At 36.2% G+C, this 25202-nt stretch carries 26 protein-coding genes; 11 read left to right on the top strand and 15 right to left on the bottom strand.

Annotation, left to right across the window (positions count from 1 at the left end):
• Nucleotides 1-11 precede the first annotated feature (11 nt).
• Nucleotides 12-935, bottom strand: a complete 924-nt coding sequence (locus tag ACLI50_RS19385; RefSeq protein WP_411414446.1) for a bestrophin family protein — start codon at nt 933-935, stop codon at nt 12-14.
• A gap of 19 nt (nt 936-954) precedes the next feature.
• Nucleotides 955-2130 carry a Pycsar system effector family protein gene (locus ACLI50_RS19380; protein WP_343643554.1) on the bottom strand — a complete coding sequence of 392 codons (1176 nt, stop codon included), beginning with the start codon at nt 2128-2130 and terminating at the stop codon, nt 955-957.
• A 26-nt stretch (nt 2131-2156) separates the two neighbouring features.
• On the opposite strand from ACLI50_RS19380, the gene ACLI50_RS19375 reads away from it, so the two are divergent.
• From ACLI50_RS19375 to ACLI50_RS19365, 3 genes are all read left to right on the top strand, one after another.
• A complete protein-coding gene (locus ACLI50_RS19375) occupies nt 2157-5873 on the top strand; it encodes a metallophosphoesterase (protein WP_411414445.1) in 3717 nt (1238 codons plus the stop codon).
• Between the two features lie 484 nt (nt 5874-6357).
• On the top strand, nt 6358-7071 hold the full coding sequence (locus ACLI50_RS19370; protein ID WP_343643549.1) for a hypothetical protein: 714 nt from the start codon (nt 6358-6360) through the stop codon (nt 7069-7071).
• Nucleotides 7072-7120: 49 nt separating this feature from the next.
• Nucleotides 7121-7834 carry a hypothetical protein gene (locus ACLI50_RS19365; protein ID WP_202843697.1) on the top strand — a complete coding sequence of 238 codons (714 nt, stop codon included), beginning with the start codon at nt 7121-7123 and terminating at the stop codon, nt 7832-7834.
• Between the two features lie 82 nt (nt 7835-7916).
• Here ACLI50_RS19365 and ACLI50_RS19360 read toward each other — a convergent pair whose 3' ends face one another.
• The 6 genes from ACLI50_RS19360 to ruvX all read right to left on the bottom strand — a co-directional run bounded on the left by ACLI50_RS19360 (nt 7917) and on the right by ruvX (nt 12307).
• On the bottom strand, nt 7917-8729 hold the full coding sequence (locus ACLI50_RS19360; RefSeq protein WP_202843699.1) for a hypothetical protein: 813 nt from the start codon (nt 8727-8729) through the stop codon (nt 7917-7919).
• A gap of 29 nt (nt 8730-8758) precedes the next feature.
• Nucleotides 8759-9631: an SdiA-regulated domain-containing protein gene (locus tag ACLI50_RS19355; RefSeq protein ID WP_343643544.1), complete on the bottom strand. Its 873-nt coding sequence runs from the start codon at nt 9629-9631 to the stop codon at nt 8759-8761.
• Nucleotides 9632-9688: 57 nt separating this feature from the next.
• A complete protein-coding gene (gene mazG, locus ACLI50_RS19350; protein ID WP_343643542.1) occupies nt 9689-10456 on the bottom strand; it encodes a nucleoside triphosphate pyrophosphohydrolase in 768 nt (255 codons plus the stop codon).
• A 235-nt stretch (nt 10457-10691) separates the two neighbouring features.
• Nucleotides 10692-11246, bottom strand: coding sequence for a DUF5606 family protein (locus ACLI50_RS19345; protein WP_202843709.1), 555 nt, complete (start codon nt 11244-11246; stop codon nt 10692-10694).
• Between the two features lie 75 nt (nt 11247-11321).
• A complete protein-coding gene (def, locus tag ACLI50_RS19340; protein WP_110009647.1) occupies nt 11322-11894 on the bottom strand; it encodes a peptide deformylase in 573 nt (190 codons plus the stop codon).
• Nucleotides 11891-12307, bottom strand: coding sequence for a Holliday junction resolvase RuvX (ruvX, locus tag ACLI50_RS19335; RefSeq protein WP_202843711.1), 417 nt, complete (start codon nt 12305-12307; stop codon nt 11891-11893). The genes def and ruvX overlap by 4 nt, the downstream gene beginning before the upstream one ends.
• A 115-nt stretch (nt 12308-12422) precedes the next feature.
• On the opposite strand from ruvX, the gene ACLI50_RS19330 reads away from it, so the two are divergent.
• Both ACLI50_RS19330 and ACLI50_RS19325 read left to right on the top strand, forming a co-directional pair.
• Nucleotides 12423-12899: a SixA phosphatase family protein gene (locus tag ACLI50_RS19330; protein ID WP_330745260.1), complete on the top strand. Its 477-nt coding sequence runs from the start codon at nt 12423-12425 to the stop codon at nt 12897-12899.
• Nucleotides 12880-13773, top strand: a complete 894-nt coding sequence (locus ACLI50_RS19325; RefSeq protein WP_411414444.1) for a Zn-dependent protease — start codon at nt 12880-12882, stop codon at nt 13771-13773. The genes ACLI50_RS19330 and ACLI50_RS19325 overlap by 20 nt, the downstream gene beginning before the upstream one ends.
• 276 nt (nt 13774-14049) lie before the next feature.
• Here the strand turns inward: ACLI50_RS19325 and ACLI50_RS19320 are convergent, their stop codons facing one another.
• On the bottom strand, nt 14050-15594 hold the full coding sequence (locus ACLI50_RS19320; protein ID WP_330745258.1) for a serine hydrolase: 1545 nt from the start codon (nt 15592-15594) through the stop codon (nt 14050-14052).
• An 88-nt stretch (nt 15595-15682) separates the two neighbouring features.
• On the opposite strand from ACLI50_RS19320, the gene ACLI50_RS19315 reads away from it, so the two are divergent.
• The 5 genes from ACLI50_RS19315 to ACLI50_RS19295 all read left to right on the top strand — a co-directional run bounded on the left by ACLI50_RS19315 (nt 15683) and on the right by ACLI50_RS19295 (nt 18698).
• Nucleotides 15683-16150, top strand: coding sequence for a hypothetical protein (locus ACLI50_RS19315; protein WP_202843717.1), 468 nt, complete (start codon nt 15683-15685; stop codon nt 16148-16150).
• Between the two features lie 58 nt (nt 16151-16208).
• Nucleotides 16209-16706 carry a metallophosphoesterase family protein gene (locus tag ACLI50_RS19310; RefSeq protein WP_411414443.1) on the top strand — a complete coding sequence of 166 codons (498 nt, stop codon included), beginning with the start codon at nt 16209-16211 and terminating at the stop codon, nt 16704-16706.
• A gap of 111 nt (nt 16707-16817) precedes the next feature.
• Complete coding sequence (locus ACLI50_RS19305) at nt 16818-17312, top strand: DUF8465 domain-containing protein (RefSeq protein ID WP_343643531.1); 495 nt, start codon at nt 16818-16820, stop codon at nt 17310-17312.
• An 18-nt stretch (nt 17313-17330) separates the two neighbouring features.
• On the top strand, nt 17331-18047 hold the full coding sequence (locus tag ACLI50_RS19300) for a DUF3822 family protein (RefSeq protein ID WP_110011729.1): 717 nt from the start codon (nt 17331-17333) through the stop codon (nt 18045-18047).
• A 78-nt stretch (nt 18048-18125) separates the two neighbouring features.
• Complete coding sequence (locus ACLI50_RS19295) at nt 18126-18698, top strand: RsmD family RNA methyltransferase (RefSeq protein ID WP_062675611.1); 573 nt, start codon at nt 18126-18128, stop codon at nt 18696-18698.
• Here ACLI50_RS19295 and ACLI50_RS19290 read toward each other — a convergent pair.
• Nucleotides 18695-19042 (bottom strand): winged helix-turn-helix transcriptional regulator, encoded by a 348-nt coding sequence (locus tag ACLI50_RS19290; protein ID WP_034693356.1) that lies wholly within the window; start codon nt 19040-19042, stop codon nt 18695-18697. The genes ACLI50_RS19295 and ACLI50_RS19290 overlap by 4 nt on opposite strands.
• Before the next feature lie 84 nt (nt 19043-19126).
• On the opposite strand from ACLI50_RS19290, the gene ACLI50_RS19285 reads away from it, so the two are divergent.
• Nucleotides 19127-19726 (top strand): nitroreductase family protein, encoded by a 600-nt coding sequence (locus ACLI50_RS19285; RefSeq protein WP_202843725.1) that lies wholly within the window; start codon nt 19127-19129, stop codon nt 19724-19726.
• Nucleotides 19727-19803: 77 nt separating this feature from the next.
• On the opposite strand, the gene murI is transcribed toward ACLI50_RS19285, so the two are convergent.
• The 5 genes from murI to ACLI50_RS19260 form a co-directional block, all read right to left on the bottom strand.
• Nucleotides 19804-20634, bottom strand: coding sequence for a glutamate racemase (murI, locus tag ACLI50_RS19280; RefSeq protein WP_137905466.1), 831 nt, complete (start codon nt 20632-20634; stop codon nt 19804-19806).
• Nucleotides 20635-20694: 60 nt separating this feature from the next.
• The gene (gene hemW, locus ACLI50_RS19275; RefSeq protein ID WP_411414442.1) at nt 20695-21819 is read right to left on the bottom strand and encodes a radical SAM family heme chaperone HemW; all 1125 of its coding nucleotides are present in this window, start codon (nt 21817-21819) and stop codon (nt 20695-20697) included.
• Nucleotides 21820-21870: 51 nt separating this feature from the next.
• A complete protein-coding gene (locus tag ACLI50_RS19270) occupies nt 21871-22821 on the bottom strand; it encodes a PorP/SprF family type IX secretion system membrane protein (protein ID WP_110011724.1) in 951 nt (316 codons plus the stop codon).
• A gap of 51 nt (nt 22822-22872) precedes the next feature.
• On the bottom strand, nt 22873-23946 hold the full coding sequence (locus ACLI50_RS19265) for an RluA family pseudouridine synthase (RefSeq protein ID WP_171006329.1): 1074 nt from the start codon (nt 23944-23946) through the stop codon (nt 22873-22875).
• Nucleotides 23947-24019: 73 nt separating this feature from the next.
• Entirely contained in the window at nt 24020-25102 is a 1083-nt protein-coding gene (locus ACLI50_RS19260) for a PASTA domain-containing protein (RefSeq protein ID WP_411414441.1), read from the bottom strand.
• Between the last annotated feature and the right edge of the window lie 100 nt (nt 25103-25202).

Genomic DNA, 25202 nt, shown 5'->3' with positions numbered 1-25202 from the left:
ATGATGCTTCTTTAATCCACAAAATAAGTATCCGGCTTCTTCAATTCCCCTTGAGGAATTCCTGCCTGCTCAAAAATAGAAAACTCAATCGTACGGCAGATGCTGTTCAGGGCAAGGTCATTTTCCTCTTCACCAAAAGGTTCACCAATCTCCTGAATAATGGCATCAAGAGCAATAAAGGTATAACTGATCAGCAGAACGATCAATGGCATCATCCATCCCAACGTATCTACCAGCCCGAAAGGAAGCCAGAAACAATATAAATAAACGGTACGATGCAGCAAAACACTGTAAGCAAAGGGTAATGGTGTATTGTAAATCCTTTCACACCCACCGGAAATAGTAGAAAACTGGTTCAGCTGATGATCCATGGAAGTCATGACAATGGTATCAATGTTTCCTTTTTTATTCTGTTCGTTGAGCCAGTCTGCAATAAAACCAAGAATAATATTGGGAATAAATTTCTTGTTCTTCACCTGTTCCAATTGTTCTGATGAAAGCAGTCTCTCAAGATGTTCTGTACCAGATTTATCTCTCAGCTGAAAGTTCAGTGACCATGCAAATGCAGAGATCAGCTTGATGATTTTCTCTTTTTCCTCTTTAGCTTCAGGCGAAGAATCGTTTACCAGCGATAGGATCTGTCTTGTAAGGGATCTGGTTTCAATGACCAGTAATCCCCAGAGTTTCCGGCCTTCCCAGAAACGGTCATAGCTTGCAGAATTACAGAATCCCATAAAAATGGCAAGAGCCAGTCCTATTAATGTAAAAATAGTAGGATTGAGATGTACTTTATAATCAAAAATTTTTCCTTTGAAAAAATAGATAGCCAATGAAAACAGCGTGATAATGGTAAGCTGAACAACAATTTTCTTCAATACGGATCCTCTCCATATAAATAACATTTTCAGCCAATTCGTACGCTGTCTGACGATCATTTGTGTGGATGTTTATTAATTAAAGACTAAGAAAAGCCACCCCGAAAGATAAAACGGAAATAATAATTCCAGCCATAAAAATCTTGTAGGTAATGGATAAAAGTTTGTACTTCCTGTTAAGAACTTTCCCGAGATAATACAGATCCTTCACCATTGAGTCATAAATATAATCCCTGTCTTTAATAAGGTCTTTCATGGCGTTGTTATAGTCATCAAACAACATCTGCTGAAAGTTTCCAAAGAACAGCAGGTTTACTTTTCTGTTGGCAATATCCTGAGAAGTAAATGTTGATTTGGTTACATTCGGTTTTGTAGACAGAATCGCAAATATGATCGTCAGTACACTTGACAGCAATAGTATGAAACTTGGAAGAATCAGATGTGAATTTTTAGGAGCATCCAGCTTCGGCACAAGCACGGAAAGACACACTGAAATAATAATGGCATTTACCGATAAAAGAATATTGGCTTTGCTGTCTGCAATGTCACTTAGTCTCGTATGATTGTTCAGTGTCACCCTGAATAAGGTATCTACACTTCTGTCCGATTTTTCTTTTTCTTTTTTACCTTCCGAAGCCTCCTTTTTGTTTTCTTTTTTCTCTTCTTCTTTTTCCAGCTTCTTTTCGATTTTTTTAATATTTTTCTTTTTCAGGGGTTCCCAGTTTTCTTTAGCATAATCCGTATAAAAAGTATGCTTATTTTTTAACATATCCAGATTTCCGGCATTCCATTCTTCATTGGAAAAACATCTTACATTCGTTAGTTCCCATTCTTTTCTCAAAGCATCAGAAATATCACTATAATCATGACCTGCAAAATGGCTGAAGTCAGCATCTTTTACAATTTTTTCCAGTAAATTCTGGGGTTCGTAATGAATTTTCGTAGCCAGAATCAGTTTTTCAACATCTGCAATATAGTTTTCAGGATAATTTTCCTGATGTAAAAAGGCTTTCATCACCTCCACACTTCTTTCTTCATGGTTCAGGGCACATTCTATATACCCTGTATCATGAAACCATAATGCAACAAGAACCTTTTCCTGATCCTCTTCAGAAACAGGGGTATTTTTCATGATTTCCTCAGCCTTATTAACGGTATAGGCAGTATGGATAAAATTATGATAAAAATATACTGAAGATAACTTATCTTTGAATAAGATTTCAACATAATTTTTAGCTTTTTGTAAAATGCTCATCCCTGAAATTTTGTTAATGTAAATTTATGAATTTATCCTTTAAAACTCATCTAAAAAATACTTCTATTGTTCTTCGAACGGTAATGTCCGCAGGAGCTCTTTATTCCTGTGCTACATATAACGTACAAAAGGGCAAAAACTTATTTGAAGTAAAAGATTCCGAAATAAAATCTGAAAGTGATTTTAAACTTTTTCTGATTGGAGATGCAGGAAATGCAGATGAACCTCAGGCACAAAAAACACTGAATTTACTGAAAAGTAAGCTGGATTCTGCCGACAGCAATTCTATGCTGATCTTTTTGGGCGATAATATCTACCCTAATGGTATGCCCAAAGAAACAGATAAAGATTATGCCCTGGCAAAACAAAAACTGGAAAATCAGCTAGCTATCACCAAAAATTTCAAGGGAAAAACATTAGTAATTCCCGGGAATCATGACTGGTACAATGGACTGGAAGGATTGAATACCCAGGAAGGACTGGTTAAAAAATATCTTGATGATAAAAAAGCTTTCCTTCCGAAAAATGGCTGCCCTATTGATGATATCAATGTTTCTAAAGATATAAAGCTTATTGCCATTGATACAAAATGGGTGATAGCAAACTGGGATAATTATCCTGGAATCAACAAAAACTGTAACATCAAAACCCGTGAAGATTTTTTCACCGAGTTTAAAGACCTGATCATTAAAAATCAGGGCAAAAAAATAATTGTTGCTTTACACCATCCTATCATCAGCAGCGGAACACATGCAGGTTTTAATTCTGCAAGATCTCATCTTTTCCCTTTAAAGAGTAAAATTCCTGTACCTGTAGTGGCCAGTGTCATCAATATATTAAGGAGTTCCTCAGGAGCCAGCCCCGAAGATATCAATAATCAACATTATGCAGATCTGGCCAACCGACTGAAAAGTATTGTTCAGGATAAGGAAAACATTATTTTCGTATCCGGTCATGATCATAATCTGCAATATCACGAAGATGGAAATTTAAGACAGATTATTAGTGGCGCAGGCTCTAAAACAGACCCGTCTACCATTGTAGAAAAAACAGACTTTTCCTACGGAGGAAGTGGTTTTGCGGTTTTAAATTTCAGAAAAGATGAAAGTACAGATGTTGAGTATTTTTCAACCAAAGATGCCCAACTTCAAAAGCTCACTCATATTTCCGTGATTTCCAAACCGGATGTATTCGTCAATAATTTCCCTAATTCTTTTCCTGCCACATTTTCTTCCACCATTTACCCGGTACAGCTAACTGAAAAAAGAAAGTTTTACCGCTGGCTTTGGGGCGATCATTACAGAAGATACTACGGAATTCCTATTGAAGCACCAACCGCCAATCTTTCGGAATTGAACGGAGGGTATATTCCTTTCAGGGAAGGTGGAGGAAATCAATCCAACAGTTTACGACTGAAGTCTGCAGATGGACAGGAGTTTGTAATGCGCGGTGTGAAAAAAAGTGCGATCCGCTTTCTTAACAATATGGCTTTTCAGAAAAGTACATTAGGAGAAGAACTTGCAGATACATTTCCTGAGAAATTCCTGCTGGATTTTTACACAACCAATCATCCGTTTACCCCTTTTACGATTGGAAACATGTCGGAAAAGCTGGGTATTTTCCATAGTAATCCAAAGCTGTATTACATTCCTAAGCAGCAAGCTTTGGGAAGGTATAATGAAAACTACGGGGACGAAATGTACATGATTGAAGAGCGTTTTTCTTCAGATCCTAAAACATTGGCTTATCTGGATCATGCAAAAGATATCGTTTCTACAGATGATGTACTAAAAAATCTTAACAAAAGCGATAAATATTCTGTTGACAGAGAATCTTATATCAGAGCAAGGTTGTTTGATATGCTTATTGGTGACTGGGACAGACATTCGGACCAGTGGAAATGGGCAGAATATGAAGCGGGTGATAAAGTAATCTATAAACCTATTCCTAAAGACAGGGATCAGGCATTCAGTAAATATGATGGTGCAGCCTTCAGAATCATTATGAATGTTCCTGCCATTCGTCACATGAAAACCTTTACAGAAGATATCAGCAGTGTAAAATGGCTCGCTATGGAACCTTATCCGATGGATCTTGTGTTCTTAAAAGGGGCAGACCAGAATGAATGGGAAACCCAGGCAAAATATATTCAGGAGCATCTGACTGATGCGGATATTGATGAAGCTTTCCACAATCTTCCGAAAGAAGTGCAGGATGAAACCATCGATGAAATTCAGAGAAAACTGAAAATAAGAAAGACAAAACTACAGAGCTATGCCGCTCAGTATTATGATGTACTGCAGAAAAAAGTTCCTTTGGCAGGAACGGTAAATCCTGATAAGTTTGTCATCACCAAAAACGGACATTCCGTCCTAGTGCAGCAATATAAGCTGGGTAAGAATAAAGATCAGAATGAACTTGTTTTTGAAAAAACCTATCATGATTCAAAAACAAAGGAATTATGGATTTACGGACTGGAAGATGATGATACCTATGTAGTAACCGGAAGCGGAAATCCTAAAATGACGATCCGGCTGATTGGTGGATATAATCATGATACCTATAACGTTGCTGATGGAAGAAAAGTGAAGATTTATGATTTTAAATCTCAGAAAAACACCTATAATGCCGGTAATGCAACCAAGAATATTACAGATGATTATGACATTAACAGCTATAATTATAAGCATCCTAAATATAATTCCGTTGCAGGATATCCAAACCTGGATTACAACCCGGATGACGGTGTGATCGTAGGCGTCCTGGCCAATTACACAGTAAATAATTTTATCCGCGACCCATTTACTCAGAGGCACAGTTTAAAAGCTAATTTTTATACAGCTACAGCAGGATTTAGCCTTACCTACAAAGGAGTATTTAAAAAAGCCATCTCAGGCTGGGATATTAACCTTGATGCATTTTATACGACTCCAAGGTTCTCTCAAAACTTCTTTGGACTTTCCAATGAAAGTGAGTATGATAAGGAAGAAACAGAAAGAGAATATAACAGAGCCAGAATTTCCAAGTTCAACTTTGCTCCATCCATCTCTCAAAAGAGCTGGATGAATCTCAGCCACCAGTTTCAATTGACTTTTGAAGATAATAAAGTACAAAGAAAAGCCGGCCGTTTCATCAACCAGTCTCCGGATGTGAGACCTGGAGTATTCAACAGCCAGCAGTTTGTTGGAGCCAATTATACTTTTGGTTATAAAAATGCTGATAATACGGCCTTCCCTACTCTGGGACTGGAATTTATGCTGAATGCAGACTGGAAAGCAACTCTTTCTGATTTCAATAAGAATTTCGTAACGGTAAAAGGAAAACTGGCCATTGACCACAGGATTGATAAAAAAGGAAAATTTGTATTCGCCAATTCCAGCAATGTAATGTGGATCAATAACAATAATTTTGAATTTTATCAGGCAGCGGCTATCGGAGGTAATAATGGAATGAGAGCCTTCAGAAACGAAAGATTCTCAGGAAGATCCTATTTTACCAATAACTCAGAAATCCGATGGGATTTTGGAAGGGTAAGAAATAATATTGCTCCTGCCAACATGGGTATTCTTATCGGATATGATATCGGCCGTGTATGGAATGACCATGAAAATTCCAGAAAATGGCATCAGTCTGCCGGAGCTGGAGTATGGCTGAGTATTGTAGAAATGATGTCTGCCAGATTAAATTATTTCTATGGTTCAGATGGTGGAAGGATTTCTGCCGGAGTAGGAATGAAATTTTAAGTTTTACACATGAAATAGTTAATGATGAGCTTTATAGCCTCAAATCAGTTTTAATAAAATTTAATCATTCAAATTTTGACTCATATTTTTTACCGATAAAACAAATATGGCTTTTATTGAAAAGCCATATTTTTCATTTATATAGGTACTATTTACATTTCTTATTCTCCTGAAAACTTCATACTGATACATTAAATGTATAAGAGTTTCTAGGTAATATAATTTGATGATTTTAACATTGATTAAAAAAAGGAATAGATACCAATCTGTTTATAATTGCAAATTGGGTAGATAAATATCTACAAAAAAATATAAAAATCACAAAATAGTGATATTTAAAAAAAATAATTAAGTTGCATAATTATTTCAAGCCTTTTTGATACATGTAAATCATCCTATCACTCAATTCTATTCACTTCTTTGCAAATCACGGATTATAAAAAAAAAATAATTTTGTTCTCTATAATCACAAAATATACATCCGATGATCAAAAGATTATTTCTTACATTGTTTCTAATCACAGCATTTTCTGCCAATGCACAGATCGGGATCTTGACATCTACTCCACAGAGAACACTGCATGTCAACGGTTCGTTACAACTGGTAAAAGAATTAAATGTAGGAGGTTCTGAAAATGTACAGGGTACTGCAGGAAAGGAGGGAGAGTTTTTAAGTTCTAATGGAGCCGGTACATCACCAACCTGGCGAACGATAGAATCCCAAAGTTTTTTAAAGATTGTTTTTACGGGGCAAAAAACAAATATCTCACCTGGTACCGGTAGTTATACAGGAAGCAGCAGCGCAACAAACTATGAAGCACCATCCAGGAACTATATCTATAATATCGTCAATAAAATAGATAATAATTATGTATCGTATGATGCCAATACAGGGATATTTACTGTTAGCAGAGCCGGATATTATAACATTTCAACTTATTTATCATATAACCTGAGTTTAAACGGAACCAATCAGACAGCAGGAACGGCAATATCCAGACTTGAGAGAAGTTCAGATACGAGTGATTATATTTCAGCAATGTCGACAGGACATGGAGAAAGAACAGAAAGTATATATCATCAACTGACAGGTATCAAGTTTCTTAATTCCGGAGAAACCTTTTCTCTCAGATGTGTTTATACCCAGAACTTCAGATTAGCATCAGGAAATATCAGCATTTCTTATCTGCTGCCTTAAAATTGAAAACACAAATATTTAGCACTACCAACAACAAATACTCAATCCAATGAAAAAAAATTTATTACTGACATTGTTTTTAGTCATGTCATTTTTAGCCAATGCACAAGTTGGGATATTAACACCAACTCCCCAGAGAACATTGCATGTCAACGGCTCACTGCAGCTGGTAAAAGAATTGAACGTAGGAGGCTCTGAAAATATACAGGGTACCGCAGGTAGAGAAGGCGAATTTTTAAGTTCAAATGGTGCAGGAACAGCTCCTACCTGGCGAACTATAGAATCTCAGAATTTTTTAAAAGTAGTCTTTGTAGCCAATAAGGACGATATATCACCAAATACAGGAAGCTATGCAGGAAGCCATTTAACCGGAACCTTTGAAAACTTTGCTCAAAATTTTATTTATAATATCGTTAACAAAATAGATAATAATTTTATTGCCTACGATGCAAACACCGGGATATTTACTGTCAAGAAAGCAGGTTTCTACAATGTAGCAACCTATTTTACATATGATTTAAACCTCAACGGAACTAATCAGACAGCAGGAACTGCAACGTCACAACTACAGAGAGAGGCTGATACCCAAAACTTAGTTTCAGCAGTATCAACAGGACATGGAGAGAGGACAACACAAGTATATCATCAGCTTGCAGGCATACAGCCTTTTGCTGCCGGAGAAACTTTCAGGCTAAGATGTAAATATACCCAGGATTTTAGATTATCAAAAGGTAATATCAGTATCTCCTATCTTACTCAGTAAACAATAGAACATCAATTACTTCCATAACATTCATTTATTTTAAAAACCCTTCAGATTTCTCTGTAGGGTTTTACTTGGTGTGTTATGGAAACGGAAAGTATAATAATACCTGGCCATTCTGATCATAATTATAAGTCCATTTTGATTTGGATATTTCCGGCTGCGGAGGTATACCGGTATCAGGATAATCAGCATATTCAGTCACTGATTCCTTAGCTCTAAAATTATTTTTTGATAAACTCTTTTCATAAAAATCATCATTAATCAAAAATAATTTTTTAAATGGATTTTTAGCATTGTCAAAATCTGAATATACAGTAGTTGTGAACTGTTTATCCTTACCAGTATCCTTTTCTAATGTTTCACTTTTAGAAAGGTTACTATTTCCATCAAAATAATATGTTGTAAAAAACTCCTGATAACCACGCTTAGTATATACACTTATTGTATTGGATCCATACGTATAGGTCCTTGTCATCTCCAGTTCGGCAAAACTTCCATTCTTATAATACTTTTCAGCCTTAACAGGTCTGTTATTTTCCGTCAGATAAGAAGTTGTTCTATACCCGGAAGTCGTTTCCGATTCAAAATAATCTACCTGTATCTTATTGTTTGTATAAGTTAACTGAGTAACTATATCAGGATAAAAAACTTGGGTATTTGCTGTTACAAAATAGTTCCTTCCGCGCATTTTCTGTAAACGTCCGTTTTCATAGAAAAACTGATAATATTTTTCCGGACTGCGTAGTGTTGTGCGCTGATCCATCTCAAAAATGTATCCTTTATCAGGTTGTAAATCTTCAGTTTGATTTTCATTTACAGTTATAGATTCATCATTAGTACTACTGCAAGAGGAAAAACCAAGTACCAACAGGATATACAATATTTTTTTCATAGTTATTTAATCGGCTGTAAAGATAAGGCTTATAATGAAAAACTGTACACATTTCCTCCTTCATCTTTCCCTTTCTCATCTGCGATCATTAATGTTTTATCATCAAAGAATACAATAGCTTCCTTCTGGGAATTATGGTTCAAAGGAATTTTTTGAATTTTAGCAGAATTAAAATCGTTAGCAGTAAATCCGGTAAGAACGTGAACATTTTTATGGGTAAGCAAGACAATTTTATCTTTTGTACTGTTGATACTGGCAGAGGTAATAGCTGCATCATTATATCCTCCATCAAGCTTTAATTTTCCTATTAGCTTAGCTTCAAAATCCCCCTCTTTGTTAGGTACCTGGAATATAAGAAAGGTTCCATCAAAACCTTTGCTTCTGTTTTTGGTGAATAAGTAAAAATTCCCGTCCATTTCAACAAAACCTTCACAGTCGTACAACAGGTTCGACTTTTTCGGAGGAAATTCTGTCTGCCCCTGATAATGAAATTTTGTAGTCTGAACAACTTTGGTAACAATTTGTTTGCTGTCTTTCAAATCTGTTTTTAAGATCGCCAGATCCTGTCGGTTATTATCATTATTACCAAAATCTCCGATATAAATATTTCCCTGAGAATCGGATATGATGTCTTCCCAGTCGGTGTTTTCAGCATTTTCCACCGGTATTTTTGCCAGCATGTCACCTTTATCACTCAGACCATATATTGCATTTTTATTTCCTTTGTCTTCTATCGCCCAGATGGTTTTCTTATCTTTTGACAAAGTAATTCCGGAAACTTCCTTCAACTTTTTAGGTAAGGTAAACTGGACTTTCAGTTCATCCTCCTTAGTAGGGGAATTCTGAGCTTTTGGATTGCAGCTCAATAAAAGCAAAGCAGGTAAAATAAGAAAACGTAACATATTTATTTTTTATTTTTTTAACTGAATATAAGAAGCATTAATTGTTCCAATCGGGAACTATGAAAGTTTTTTTGCTTTTTCCCAGAGAACATCCATTTCTTCCAGTGACAGATCTGCCAGTTTCAGATCCTGTTCTTCAGCAAGACCTTCCATTTTCTGAAATCTTGAAATAAATTTTAGATTGGTTCTTTCCAATGCAGAATCCGGATTGATTCCTGAAATTCTGGCATAGTTGATCAGAGAGAAGAAAACATCACCCAGCTCCTGTTCTTTCTTATCCAAATCTGTTTCAGCATGGAACTCCTGAATCTCCTCATCTACTTTTTTCCATGCGTCTTCTGCATCATGAAATTCAAAACCTATCCCTTTTACCTTATCCTGAATTCTATACGCTTTTACCAAACTTGGCAGACTTTTAGGAACTCCGCCTAAAATAGACTTATTACCTTCTTTTAACTTTAATTTCTCCCAGTTCTGCTTCACTTCTTCTTCATCCTTCACTTCAGTATCTCCATAGATATGAGGATGGCGGAAAATCAGTTTTTCATTCAGGGAATTGATAACATCTGCAATGTCAAAACTTCCTTTTTCAGAACCTATTTTAGCATAAAAAACAAGGTGAAGCAGGACATCGCCCAGCTCTTTCTTTATTTCCTGTAAATCATTTTGCAAAATAGCATCTGAAAGTTCATACGTCTCTTCAAGGGTAAGATGACGAAGGGACTCTAACGTCTGTTTCTGATCCCATGGGCATTTTTCACGCAAATCATCCATAATATCCAGTAATCTTCCGAAGGCCTCCAGTTTCTCTTGTTTCGTATTCATAAATAATGGGAAATTCAATCTTATACAAATGTAAGGGTTATTCGGGCATCATTACAAACGTTGGAAGTAAAAGTTGCGGAGTGCAGAATTTAGGATAGATTTGATATGTAAACCTAACAGGTTTTCGAAACCTGTTAGGTTTGGAATATTAACCCCCAATTATTTACTGCCAGAAAACAAAAAACCTTGTCCGGAATTTCCAGACAAGGTTTTATATTTTTAATTCAGAAATGAATTATCCTTGTTTTCTGTGGGTGCTCTTTGGAGCTGATTTTGCTGCTGAAGTCGCTTTAACTTTCGGAGCAGCAGGTTTCTCTGCTTTTGGAGCTTTTTTAGCTTCTTTTTCAATGCTTACTTCTTCAGCAGGTTCTCCGTCTAAAGTTTCAGGTTCTGCTTTTACAAAGCTCTCAGGCGTAATATATCCTGCTTTTTGAAGGATGTTGTACCACTGAGCCAATTTCTTGATATCAGAAGAATATACTCTTTCTGTGTCATAGTTTGGAAGAGAAGCCAGCATAAAATCTTTCAGATCTGCATCAGAAGATTTGTGAGAGATAGTTTCCTTATAGTCGTTGTTTTTAGCAATATTTTCAAATACTTCAAACAAAGGAACTTCTTTCTCAAATGTAAACATGGCGATATTGTCCAATAAACTTACCTGGCTTGAGTTTCCAATGCTTACTTTTTTCTTTGAGGTAACATCTTCAATGATAAATCCGTTTCTTAATTGAGAAACTAATTTGAAAAGTCCTGGTTTTCCAGAAATTGAAATTATTTTTTCTAACAGCATAATTTTATTTTTTGTAAATTCTGCAATCAGCACTAGCTTTTTGCTTTTTATTATTTCTTTTTAATCCTTGTTTAATTATTTTGGAAATCTCATTTTGTAACCGATGTTTACGTCACCCTGAGAGATTTTCGTCAGCTTACCTTTTACCAGTTTCTTCTTCAGAGCACTCAGGTGGTCGGTAAATAAAATCCCTTCAATGTGGTCATATTCATGCTGAATTACGCGGGCTCTAATATCGGAAAAAGTTTCTGTATGTTTCACAAAATTTTCGTCATAATATTCAATAACGATTGTTCCTTTTCTTTTCACATCTTCTCTTACATCCGGAATAGAAAGGCAGCCCTCATTGAACTTCCATTCTTCACCTGATTCTTCAAGAATCTGAGCGTTGATGAATACTTTTTTGAACTCTGCCAACTCATCTTTAATATCCTCATAATCCTCATCTTCTGCAAGAGGCGTCACATCTATTACAAACAGACGGATATCCAAACCAATCTGTGGCGCTGCAAGACCTATGCCATTTGCGCTGTACATGGTTTCGAACATGTTATCTATCAGTTCCTGTAATTCGGGATAGTCTTTGTCTATATCTTTTCCTACTTTTCTCAAAACAGGATCCCCAAAAGCTCTTATCGGTAATATCATCTTAATCTTTGTTCTAAAAAATTCTGCAATATAATTGTTGCGCTTACTTTATCTATTAATCCTTTTTCCTGCCTCTTTTTCTTGTTTTTTCCACTTTGGGAAATAAAAAAAGAAGCCATTTTGGATGTAAATCTTTCATCGAAACGGTGAACTGCAATATCCGAAAATTCTTTTTTAAATTCTTCTATAAATTTTAAAATATCGGTTTCCACTTCCGAAACATTTCCTTTCAAATCTATGGGAAGTCCAATCACTACTTCATCTACCTTATTTTCACTGAAATATTTTTTCAAAAATTCCATTAAAAAGCGATTCTCCACAGTCTCCAGCCCACTGGCTATAATCTGCATATCATCGGTTGCAGCGATACCACAACGAGCCTTTCCGTAGTCTATTGCAAGGATTTGTCCCATAAGTCTGCAAATTTAGTAAAATTTACTGATTTTATTCATAACGCAGTTTTTTTATATAAATCATGTTTTATTCCATTATTTTTTTTATAATTTTAATCTTCCAAAAAACAATTATATGAAGAAACTCATCCTCGTAAGACATGCGAAAAGCGACTGGCCGGAGGAAACGGAGGACTTTGACAGACCTTTGGCAGACAAAGGTTTGGAGGATGCTATGCACATGTCCAGATTCCTGAAAAGCAATAATATTTCTATTGATCATTTTGTGTCCAGCCCTGCGGTTCGTGCACTGAATACCTGTAAGATTTTCAATCAGGCCTATCAGCTGAACTGTTCAACTGATGAAAAACTATATAACCCTTCGGAAAGAAGCTTTGAATCTGTAATTTATGATCTGGATGACAACCTGACTTCGGTGGCGTTCTTCTCTCACAATAATGGAATTTCCAATTTTGCCAATTCCATTTCTGAGGATATTTTCCATTTCCCCACTTGCGGAGTGGCGGGTTTTGAGGTAGACTGTGATTCCTGGTCAGAGTTCGACGGTGCCAAAAAGAAACTGCTATTCTTTTATGAACCGGGGAAAATATAATTTCACTTTTCTGTTTTTTTATGTTACAATAATTACCCTTCTTTTCTCTTGTCAGAAACAGAAGAAAAATTACTATGAATCTATTGCATTCAATGACATCAAACTTTCCTCTTCTCCAAAACCCGGAAGCTGGCGGTATAATCATGATGAGCAATTCCAGACATTTGAAGATTTTCAAAAATTAAAAAAGATAAAACCACAACCCGGAAAAAATATCATTTATCTTCAGCCTATAGGAACATTCGATGAACTTCAGAAAAAAGAAATAGCACTTACCCAACACTATTTAAAAACCTATTTTCAGCAGGAAACAAAGGTTCTTCCTGTTTTACCCAACACTATTTTCCCTGAAAAAGTTAAAAGAATTTCAAAGGAAGGACAGGAACAGGTTCTTGCAGGATATGTACTGGACAGTATTCTGATCAAAAGAAAACCTAAAGATGCTATTGTATTAATGGGTATTACGGAGAAAGACCTTTTTCCATTACCGGAATGGAATTACGTATTCGGACTGGCTTCATATGAGGATGGCGTGGGAATAACCTCTATATACCGATTTGCAGACGGACAATTAACAGATTCTAATTTTAACAAAAGTCTTTTAAGATTAATAAAAATCAGTTCACACGAGATCGGGCATATGTTTGGAATAAGCCATTGTCTGAATGCCAACTGCGTGATGAACGGAACCAATTCATTAAGTGAAACTGATTATCATCTTGCCAGAGCATGTTCACTCTGCCAAAGAAAACTGAATTCAAGTATTCATTATGATAATAAAAAAAGATTACTTGAACTAAAAAATTTCTTTGAAAAGCAACATCTTAACACAGAACTTTCCCTGTCACAGCAAGACCTGAATCTTGTACAATAAACCAACATTCCTGTTACCGACTGCCTATTCCCCTCCACCGGAGGGGTGGCAAAAATTCAAAGAATTTTTGACGGGGTGGTCTTTCGGCTAAAGCCATTATCGCTGTAAACATGAAAAAACGACCTTTAGCCCGTTCCTATTGAATTATTTCAGTTTTAATTTTCAATAATCATTAAAATGAGTGTTATCTGAATAAATTAGTGGCATTCGTAGTTAACAAACAAAAAAAGAACGGACCCACGCCCGTTCTCCATAGAATATTTTATAATCTCTATTTTATTTCTTCTTCAAATCCAGATCATCAAAATCAAAACTGAAATCTGTTACATCAGAAATCGCCTTTAATTTTGCAGATTCTGCTTTTCCGTTTTCGTCATAGCTGAAAATGATATAGGCATCCGCATCATAGCTTCTGTCGTCCCATTTGATAATGAAAGAATTATTGGAATAAGGAAGCAGCTCTCCTTTTAACCTTGGAGAGTTTTTGCACGAAATTCTGTAGCTATTTCCCTGTTGTGTAATTTCTACATCACCAAACCAAATATCATTGTAAGTTCCTGTAAACTGTTCTGCTTTTGGCTGCTGCGCTTTTTCTTTTTTGAAGGCTTCAGATTTTGCAAAAGCATCTTTCTTTTGTTTGCTGAATTCAGCTTCCATTTTAGACATTCTTTCGCTATAGGTTTTCAGCCAGTTTCTGTCGGCAACCCCAAGATAAGAATCTTTAACGGTATTCGTAATGGTATTGAAAGCTGCTCCGGACTGTTGGTTCGTCAATACTACAATTCCCAGTTTCATATCGGGAATTAAAGTAAATTGAGTAACTGTTCCGATCAATCCACCGGTATGCTGTACCTGTTTATGTCCTTTCACATCACTCAGAAACCATCCTAAACCGTATCCGTAGAAACTTGTATCATAAGGATTTTTCGCAGCCACTCTATCTGGAATCTGCAAGCTCCAAAGTTGTTGAACATTCTTATCCGAAACCAGTTTTTTACCATCTTTTGTGGTGAAATTATTTAGGAGACATTCTGCCCACGTGGTCATGTCTTTAATGTTACTCATAATTCCTCCTGCAGCATTACCCGTTTCGTTCCAGTCGTGGGGAACAGCAATTGCTTTTCCGTCTACCGGAGCGTGTGCATCAATTTTATTGGCAACAGCCTTTGCTCTGCTGTAGCTTCCGAAACTTGAAGTCATTCCTACAGGTTTCATAATTCGCTGTTCAATAAATTCCGCCCAGCTTAATCCGGAAATTCTGTGGATAACTTCTCCGGCTACAATAAACATGATATTGTTATAATCCAGTTTCGTTCTGAAAGGATTTTCCGGTTTCAGATATCTCACATTGTGCACAATATCATTAACGGTTAAATTTCCTCCTTCCGGAAAAAACATAAGATCTCCCTGTCCAAGTCCTAAGCCGGCTCTGTGGGTAACAAGATCCTTGATCGTAACATTTTGAGAAACGTAGGGATCGTACATTTGAAATTCAGGAATATACTTTGAAACTTTATCATCCCAGTTCAGTTTTCCTTCATCTGCTAAGATGGCTAATGCTGTACAGGTAAAGCCTTTTGAGTTAGAAGCAATCCCTACCAGCGTATTGTCATCCATTGGCTGCTTTGTTGTAAGAGAACGTACTCCAAACCCTTTGGAATAGATCATTTTACCATCTTTCACAATTCCTACCGACATTCCCGGTACATCAAAGGTTTTCAGGGTATTTTGGATCAGTTCGTCCAGTTTTTTTTCTTCAACCTGCGCATTGGCTAATCCTACGGTTAAAAGAAAAATGAAAAAAGAAAGTTTCTGTTTCATTGTTTATTTTAATTTTCCCAAATTTACTAAATATTAAGAGATGCTAATTTTAGCGTTGTTAAAACTTTACAATAAATCAGTTGTATTCATGAAAAAGCCTATTTGTATCTGTATTTTCTTTCTTTTCACAGTCAGCGGTATCAAAGCCCAGGACAGAACTGCCAATCCTTTGCTTTTGCAAACCTGGAATCTCAGTAAAATGGATACTTATATTTATACTTATGAAAAACAGGATGGTTTTGAATCGAGAAGAGAAGGAATCAGATTTCAGAAAAACGGAAAAATTACAGGGAATCTGATTAAATCAACCTTAAGATATGATACGCTGGAAGAGCCTGTTACCAAAAAAAATGAAAAGCCGGACCGTTACATCGGAAGCTGGAAAAAAGCTTCAGACTCTACAGTAACGTTAGTTTTTCCTTCTAATACTAATATGACCGGCACTTTTGTTATTTCAAAGCTTACGGAGAATCAACTGAAACTGAAAAAGGTTTTCAGTGCGGATATAGAAAAGAAACTGGATTCCATCAGGAAAACAAGAAATATTACCGATTAGGATCTCCTATAAATTGATAAAAGCTTCTTTATATTTGCACTCTTAAAAATGGCAGTACATGACAAAAATTCTTCTTCTTTCCGATTCCCATTCTTATATTGATGACCGTATCCTGGAATATGTTTCTCAGGCTGACGAAGTATGGCATTGCGGAGATTTCGGAAGTCTGGATGTCATTGAACAGCTGGAAAAAATAAAACCTCTGAAGGGCGTTTACGGAAACATTGATAATGCTAAAATTCAGGCAGAATTTCCGGAAGTGAACCGTTTCTTTTGTGAAAAACTGGAAGTTCTCATGATTCACATCGGAGGGTATCCGGGAAAATATACACCACTTACTAAAAAAGAAATGGCAGAAAAGGCTCCGAAATTATTTATTTCCGGTCATTCTCATATTTTGAAAGCGATGTATGATGAAAAAAATGAGCTCCTCCATCTGAATCCCGGAGCCTGTGGAAAACAAGGCTGGCATAAAGTGAGAACAATGATGCGCTTTGTGGTGGATGGTGAAGAAATCAGAGATCTTGAAGTGATTGAACTGGGACCGAGAGTATGACAGGCGAAAGGGTTTGAGAGTTTGAGGGTTTAAAGGTAAAGGAGTTTGTGTTCATCCATTTTACTTTCTACCTTTGCACAAATATTGGTTCATACAAACCTTTAAAAAATTATGAAGATCGGTGATAAGGTTTCGGTAGTAGACGAGGATTTAAGCGGGGTAATTACTTCCGTGAAGGTTAATATTGTCGTTTTTAAAGATGAATATGGCTTTACCCATCAATATCCCAAAGAAAAACTGGTTCCGAAAGATGCTGATCTGTATGAAAATATAAGAGTTGTAAGAAAAGCAGAACCTAAAAAAATCATTTCCAAGAAACATCAGAAAAATCATTTGGTTTTAGACCTGCATTTTCATAATTTGGTAAAGAATCCCAATGACTATGACAGCTTTGAAAGATTGTTTATACAAAAGGAAAAACTGATTGAAGTGATTGAGTTTTGCAGAAAAAACAACCTGAAGAGACTGGAAATTGTTCACGGTATTGGTGACGGTACTTTACAGAGGATGGTTCGAGATGTATTGGAAAGCCAGGTTAATATTGATTTTTATAATAAGGAAATACTTCACCATCAATCGGGTGCGGTAATGGTAGAATTTCACTAAATTTGCAGGAATTGAAATATGAACGTACTTAATTTACTTTTTACCAAAGACGGATTGATCTGCCAGATTGTTAAAAACAAAAACATTCTGGAGGAAAAGTCTTATTTCGTTACTGAAGAGACACCAGCCAATCTTATTGACCAAAAGCTGGACGAAGTTCTTATTAAGCAGCGCTACGACGAGATCCATGTGATTTCAGCATTGAATCATTTTACCCTGATGCCGGAAGGCTTCTCTGAGCATGAGGCAGGATTTGATCTGATTGCTTTCAACGCTCCGACTGACAGAGAAAAAGAAGAGCTGATGCTTTCGATCAACAAAAAATTCAATATTCAGTTTTATTATACTTTCCCGAAAAACTATTATAAGAAAATAAAAGAGCTGGCATTACCGGTTCATTTTAATTTCTCCGGGGAAAAGTTTCTAAGTTCGATCAATAATAAAACCAGTAAGGAAATTCATATTAATCTGTACCATAACCAGTGTGAATTTTTTGCGATCGATAATAAGAAAATTATTCTTTATAATAACCTGGATGTCAATTCTGAAGTAGATTTCCTTTACTTCATTATGTTTACATTGAGCAAGATAGGTTTCGGAATCAATGAAACCAGTTTTTATGCTTATGGAGAAACTACGGAAAATGAAACGTTTATTTCCGAACTTCAGAAATTTGTTAAAAACCTGAAAATTGTTTTTGACAATATTCCCAACAAAAATTTTATACTTAATTAGGTTACAGGCTGCAGGTAACAGCAATTAAAACACATTCACCTGCCTCCTATAATCTACTACCTAAACCCTAACAACAATATGTTCAGAATCATATCAGGCAAATGGAAAGCCAAAAAAATTGCCGCTCCTAAAAACTTTGAAGTAAGACCTACCACCGATTTTGCGAAAGAGGCTTTATTCAGCATTCTGGAAAATAAATACGATATGCAGTCGATTTCCGTACTTGATCTTTTTGCAGGAATTGGCTCTATCACCTTTGAATTTGCTTCCAGAGGATGTCAAAATGTAACGTCTGTAGAATTGAATCCGAAGCATACCGCCTTTATAAACACCACTGCATCTGAGCTTGACATGGCACTTCAGATCAATGTACAGCGAGGAGATGTTTTCGACTGGCTAAAAAAATTCAGAAATAAAAAATCTTTTGAGATTGTTTTTTCTGATGCTCCTTTTGAAATGGAAGAGAAAAAATACCACGAGCTGATTTCTCTTGTTTTAAACAATAAATACCTTAAGGAAAACGGAGTTCTTATTGTAGAGCACCAAAGTCGTATGAAACTTGACCATCCCAATTTAATAGATACCCGAAAATACGGAAACGTAAGTTTCAGTTTTTTTGAACCCAATAAAGAAGATAATCAGGAACTTTAATTCCTGATTATTTTTTTGGAGATAACCGGAGACTCTTCACCCCATTTTGTTATGGCTTCCAAAACAGGTAAAAGCGTCTTTCCAAAGTCCGTTAATTCATATTCTACCACTAAAGGAGGTTTTTCTGTAAAAACTTTTCTGTCAACAATTCCATCTTCCTCCAATTGCTTTAGCTGCAAACTCAATGTTCTTTCCGTAATGGTAGGAATAGACTTTCTTATCTCGTTATAGCGCTTAGCACCGCCAATAAGGTGATGTAAAATTACTGCTTTCCATTTCCCTCCGATAAATTTCATCGTAACGCTGGTACAGCAGGGATAGGATTTATTATCTATTGTATACATTTTTATACTATCATTTTTTACCGTTATTGCAAAGTTAGGAAACTTAAATTAATTTTGTAACTATAAAAATGATAGTATAAAATTATGAACTTTTTAGACCAAATGAAAAACAGGTATACTGTAAAAAAGTATAATCCACAGGGAAAAATCAGTGAAGAACAAATTGCAATGCTTCAGGAGATTTTAAACTTAAGTCCTTCCTCCATTAACAGCCAGCCATGGAATTTTATTTTCGTTAATGATCCGCAACTGAAAAAGGAATTGGGTGACAAGTCTTATTTTAATAAAGAAAAAGTACTGGATAGTAGTCATGTAATTGTTTTTCAAGTGATCAGAAATATAGAAAACTTTGAAAAGCAAATTGAAGAAAACCTTCCTGAAGGTTCTGTTAATTATTACCGAACGATGGTAAAACCTAAGGGAGAAGAAGCAATAAAATCATGGCTTGGTCATCAGGTATATTTATCATTAGGAGTTCTTTTGTCTGCATGCGCAGCAATGGGAATAGATTCTACTCCAATGGAAGGAATTGAACCGGAGGGTTATGATGCTGTTCTGAATAATGAAAAATATGAAACCTTATTTGCCGTAGCCATCGGACAGAGAGATGAAGCAGATGCTAATCAGCCGAAATTCAATCCGAAGAAAAGGCTGAATGCTGAAAAAGTAATTATAGAGGCGTAACATAAACACAAATTTCACAATCTCTTTCACAAAGGCCTAATAAAAAAGTCTGCTTCAATATGAGGCAGACTTTTTATTTATAATACTTTCAATTCTAAGTCAATGGATTTTCCGAAGAACTTCTTTGAAATTTTCTCAAAATTCTTGGTAATATCCGAAAGATAGAAATGATAATTAGGCTTTGAGTTATGATCATGTAAAAGATTATACTTATCAAGAATGATCTTCAGATGATTGGCTACAATATTCGGAGAGTCAATAACACGGACTCTGTTTCCATAATACTGTTTAATCTCATCAATTAAAAGAGGATAATGCGTACAGCCAAGAATCAGAGTTTCAATATTTTTTAATTTATTATTACTTAAATAATTATAAATAATAGCATGGGTGATGGGATGGTTTTTAAACCCTTCTTCAATAGCAGGAACCAATAATGGTGTTGCCAGTTCGTCTACTTTGATCCATTTATTATGCTTTCGGATACTCTTTTTGTAGAGCCCTGAATTTACGGTTGCTTTGGTAGCAATTACGCCTACATTATTATGGATTTCATATGATACTTTTTCGGCCACAGGATTAATAACGTCTATGACAGGAACTCTTCCTGCAACGGACTGCATCACTTCATTCAAAGCATTTGCCGTTGCCGTATTACAGGCAATTACAATCGCTTTACAGTTCTGCTCAAGCAGGAAATTGGTGATCTTTGTAGAATATTCAATAATCGCATCTTTGGATTTTTCTCCATAAGGAAGGTGCTTTGTATCTCCAAAATAGATCAGATCTTCGTTAGGAAGAAGTCTCTTGATTTCTTTGGCAACGGTAAGACCTCCTACTCCGCTGTCGAAAATTCCGATAGGCTGGTTGGGTGAAAGATGTGAATAATCTTGTTTTTTTGTTTTCAAATGAGTTGAAATTTTATACAAAAATAGTGAATTTTATGGCATGCTGTATACATACAAACATTATACAATAAACAAATCCGAAGCAATTCCGTCTGCCATAAACCAATGTTTTTCAGGAATTTTTAAATGTTCATTCTCAATGATTAAAATACCTTCCTCCATTTTAGCTTTGATTTCTCTATGAAAATGTTCTAACAATCTCTCTGAAAATTTATTTTTTAAACTTTCCAGATCTACACCCCAGATGGTTCGTAAGCCTATCATAATCATTTCATTAAACTGATCTTCCTGGGAAAGAATTTCTTCTTCTTTGGCAAGAAGTTTATCATTCAGTTTTTTGATGTACTGCTGATTATTGGCGACATTCCAGCTTCGGACATCAAATCCGTTATAGGAATGTGCTGACGGTCCTATTCCAAGATATTCATTGTATTTCCAGTAAGCAGAATTGTGGCGTGAGTAAAAGCCAGGTTTGGCAAAATTGGAAACTTCATAATGTTCAAAACCATGATCTTTTAAAAAGTCGGATAGATAATAGAATTCCCTGTTTTGCTCTTCTTCCCGGGGACTTTTTATTTTCCCTTTGGAGATCCAGTTTTCTAAAGCTGTTTTAGGCTCAACAGTTAATGCATAAGATGAAATATGAGGAACTTCTAAAGCAATTGTCTTATTCAGGTTTTCTTTCCAGATTTCAAGATTGGATGTGGGCGAACCATAGATCAGGTCAATACTCAGGTTTTCAAAACCGGAATCCTGAGCCCGTTTGATGGAGCTTTCTGCTTCTGAAGCACTGTGAGCCCTGTTCATCAGTTTCAGATCTTCTTCAAAAAAGCTTTGTGTGCCAATGGACAATCTGTTTACAGGTGTTCCGGCAAGCTGTTTTAAAAAATTTTTATCTAAATCATCGGGATTGGCTTCCAAGGTAACTTCTATATCTTTTTCAAAACTGAAATACCGTAATACTTCGTCTATTAAAGAATTAATTTCATCCACAGAAAGAATAGAAGGAGTTCCTCCTCCGAAATACAGGGATTTCAGGTTTTTGTTCTGCAATTCATCTTTTCTCAGCAGTATTTCAGTTTTCATGGCACGAAGCATTTGATCCTTGAAATTCAGGGATGTTGAAAAGTGAAAGTTGCAGTAACTGCATTTTTGTTTACAGAACGGAATGTGAATATATATCATAAAAAAAGCTCTGAAAAATTTCAGAGCTCAAATTTATTTAAATTAAATTAATTAGTATCTAAATCCTCTAGCATTAATAAAGTTGTCGAAGTTATATCCAAGACCGATCATGAAGCTGTTTCCTCCATAGCTCTGGATATCAGATAATCCAAGGTTATAAGTAGCTCCGATCATGAATTTGTTGAATCTTACCTTTACAATTGGAGAGATACTCAGGTCCTGATTGTCAAATCTGTTCTGAACCGTTCTGTAGCTTACCCCGAAAGAGAATGCGTTGATATCGTTAGAGAATGTCGCCATCAGGTTCCAGTCGATCATTCTTGTTGAATTTGTGTTAAGGTTGATCAATGCTGACGGTGCAATGGTAATATTATCAGCAATGTTCCAGTTGTATCCTAAATTTAAGAAGAATTTAATTGGAGAAGGCTCGTAGTTGTTTACGATAGAGGCATCATTACTTAATGCGATATCATTTACGGAAACACCCCCGAATAATCCTCTGTAGGTAGCGGCCAAACCGAAGTTGGCATACACCATGAAGATGTTACTTTCTTCACCTCTCAATAATGGGTCTCCTCCTTCTTCAGTATTGATTTTTGAATAATCAAAATTCATGTTATAGAAGTTAACACTTGTACCGAAAGAGAACTGGTCTTTTCTGTCTCCTTCACTACTTAGCGGAATAAAATATGAAGCACCAGCCGTGATACCACCCGCAGAGATCGGTCCGTTACTGTCTCTGAACACGGAAATACCAGCACCTACTCTATCAAAGATATTCGCATTGATCCCGATTGACTGCACATTCGGAGAATTACTAAATTTTGAAAATTGTTGTTGATAATTGGCGTTGAGCTGTACGTAATCTGTTTTTCCGTATTGAGCTGGGTTGAACAGGAACTCACCATCCAAAAGATATTGCTGATAGTATGGTAGTGATTCTTGTGCTTTGTATGCATTTGACAAAAGAGCTAAACATACGATAGCATATAGTTTTCTCATAACAAATCTTGATTTCAATTCAACAAATATAAAAAAAATCTCAATATATTTTTAGTTTTCCAAATAATTTCTCCATTTTTTTACAGCATCCGCCATATCTTTGGGCATTGGGCTCTCAAAATATAATTCCTTCTTTGTTGTTGGGTGTATAAATCCAAGGGTATGGGCATGAAGGGCATGTCTTGGCAAAATTTCAAAAACATTTTTAATAAATTGCTTGTATTTGGGAAGATTTACCCCTCTCAAAGGTGTATGTCCCTCATATCTTTCATCATTAAACAAAGTATGGCCAATATGTCTGAAATGCGCTCTGATCTGATGGGTCCTCCCCGTTTCCAGCTTACATTCTACCCAGGTCATATATTTGAATCTCTCAAGGACTTTATAATGGGTCACAGCGTGTTTCCCCTGGCTGCCGTCTTCATAAACGGACATCTGCATTCTGTTTTTAGGATGTCTTCCGATGTGGCCTCTGATGGTCCCCTCATCATCCTGCATATTTCCCCACACAAAAGCCCAGTACAGTCTCTTTGTAGTTCTGTTAAAGAACTGTTTGGCAAGGAAGCTCAATGCATATTCATTCTTGGCAATCACCAACAGTCCTGATGTATCTTTATCAATCCTGTGTACAAGCCCTACTCTGTCAAGATCGGATTTCTCACCGTTCTTTTCAAAATGGAAAGCAAGCGCATTCACCAATGTTCCGTCCCAGTTTCCGAATCCGGGGTGTACTACCATTCCTGCTTCTTTATCTACTACTACAAGATCATCATCTTCATAAACAATATTCACCGGAATATCCTGTGGAATTATGACATTTTCTCTTGGAGGGTGCGTAAGCAAAACTGAAATCTGATCTCCCGGTTTCACCCGGTAATTCTGTTTCACCGCAGTTCCGTTCACGATAACATTTCCGGCTCTGCAGGTCTGTGAAATTTTATTCCTTGAAGAATTCTGTCTGTATATTAAAAGGAACTTATCAATTCTTAATGGTTCCTGTTTACTGTCAACAGTGATATTAAGATGTTCATATAAACCTTTATTTTCCTCATCAATATCGATGTTTTCGATACTGTTGGAATCTAATAATTCTTCATCTAAAAAATCTTCGTTATCTTCTGACATTGTTTTATATTTTTTACACAAAAGGCCTCAACATTTTGCAGTTGAAGCCTGTATTTTTGATATTAATCTGATTTTATTCTACGACAACCTTCTTAGCTTTCGGCTTTTGTGAAGGCTGCTGAGTGGTTGTTGCAGCCGGCTTGGCTGTACTTCCTGCTGCAGAGGTAGTGGTGGAAGTTTTAGGCTTCTCTGTACTTTGGGCTGCAGGTTTAGAAGTGGTAGTCTGAGGTTTTGGAGTCTCAGTTTTCGGTACTTCAGGTTTTGGAGTTTCTCTTCTAGGAGCTGGTACTACCGGAGCTTCATAACTTGGCTCACTATGTACTTCTTCATATCGTACCGGAGGAAGTGAAGTATCTACTTTCATACGATAGATAGAATTCAGCTGCTCTACTTTAGCTCTTAATTCGGCAGGAGTCCTCTTACTTGCCCAAAGATCGATCTGCATTCCCTGATCACGAACATCACCGGAAGCAGGATCCTGATAATAGATAATATCAGACTCATCTTTACCTCCATCTTCATGCTCTACCAATCCTACTTCAAACATACTTTTGGTAATGACAGCTCTTGCTTCTTTTACTGTAAGTCCTACAACATTAGGAATCGAGATATTTCTCATCGGCCCGGATCCTACTACCACATCAATAGTAGAGAATCTTGGTAAACGGGTACCCGGATTTACCGCATTTCCTTTATATAATATTCTTAAAAGAGCATCTTTCTGAATACTAGGCTCATAAATCGTATCTCCGATTTTAAGGCCTACCTGATCCAATCTCTGGAATGCCAGTCCTGAATATTTATTGATCACATTCGGCACCGCAATAGGAGCCCATGTTCTCGGATTTACTTTTAGCGTTACCGTTCTTCCGTCTTTTACACGGGAACCTGGCGCAGGATATACCTGCAATACCTGGAATGGTCTGTATTTAGGATCATAATTGGCACTGTCTACTTCATATTCCAGCCCCGTATCATCTAATATTTTAACGGCATCATGCACTGATTTATTTACAACATTGGGAACAGGAATTTCCTGACCGTGATTAGTATGGTACTCCAACCAGCGAAATGTAAGCCATACAAGCCCCACGAAAACACCGATGGCTACTACTAAATTCAGTAAAACTTTCCAATTGAAAAGTGATTTAAGCATACTTAAAAATACTTTAATTATAACCGCAAATATAGCTAATAATTTTAGAATGGACTTTTTATTTAACACAATTCATTTTTGATTTTAAAATTTGCCGATT

Source organism: Chryseobacterium cupriresistens, from assembly GCF_046614675.1.
Classification (GTDB): domain Bacteria; phylum Bacteroidota; class Bacteroidia; order Flavobacteriales; family Weeksellaceae; genus Chryseobacterium; species Chryseobacterium cupriresistens.
This window is presented reverse-complemented; position numbering and strand designations above follow the sequence as displayed.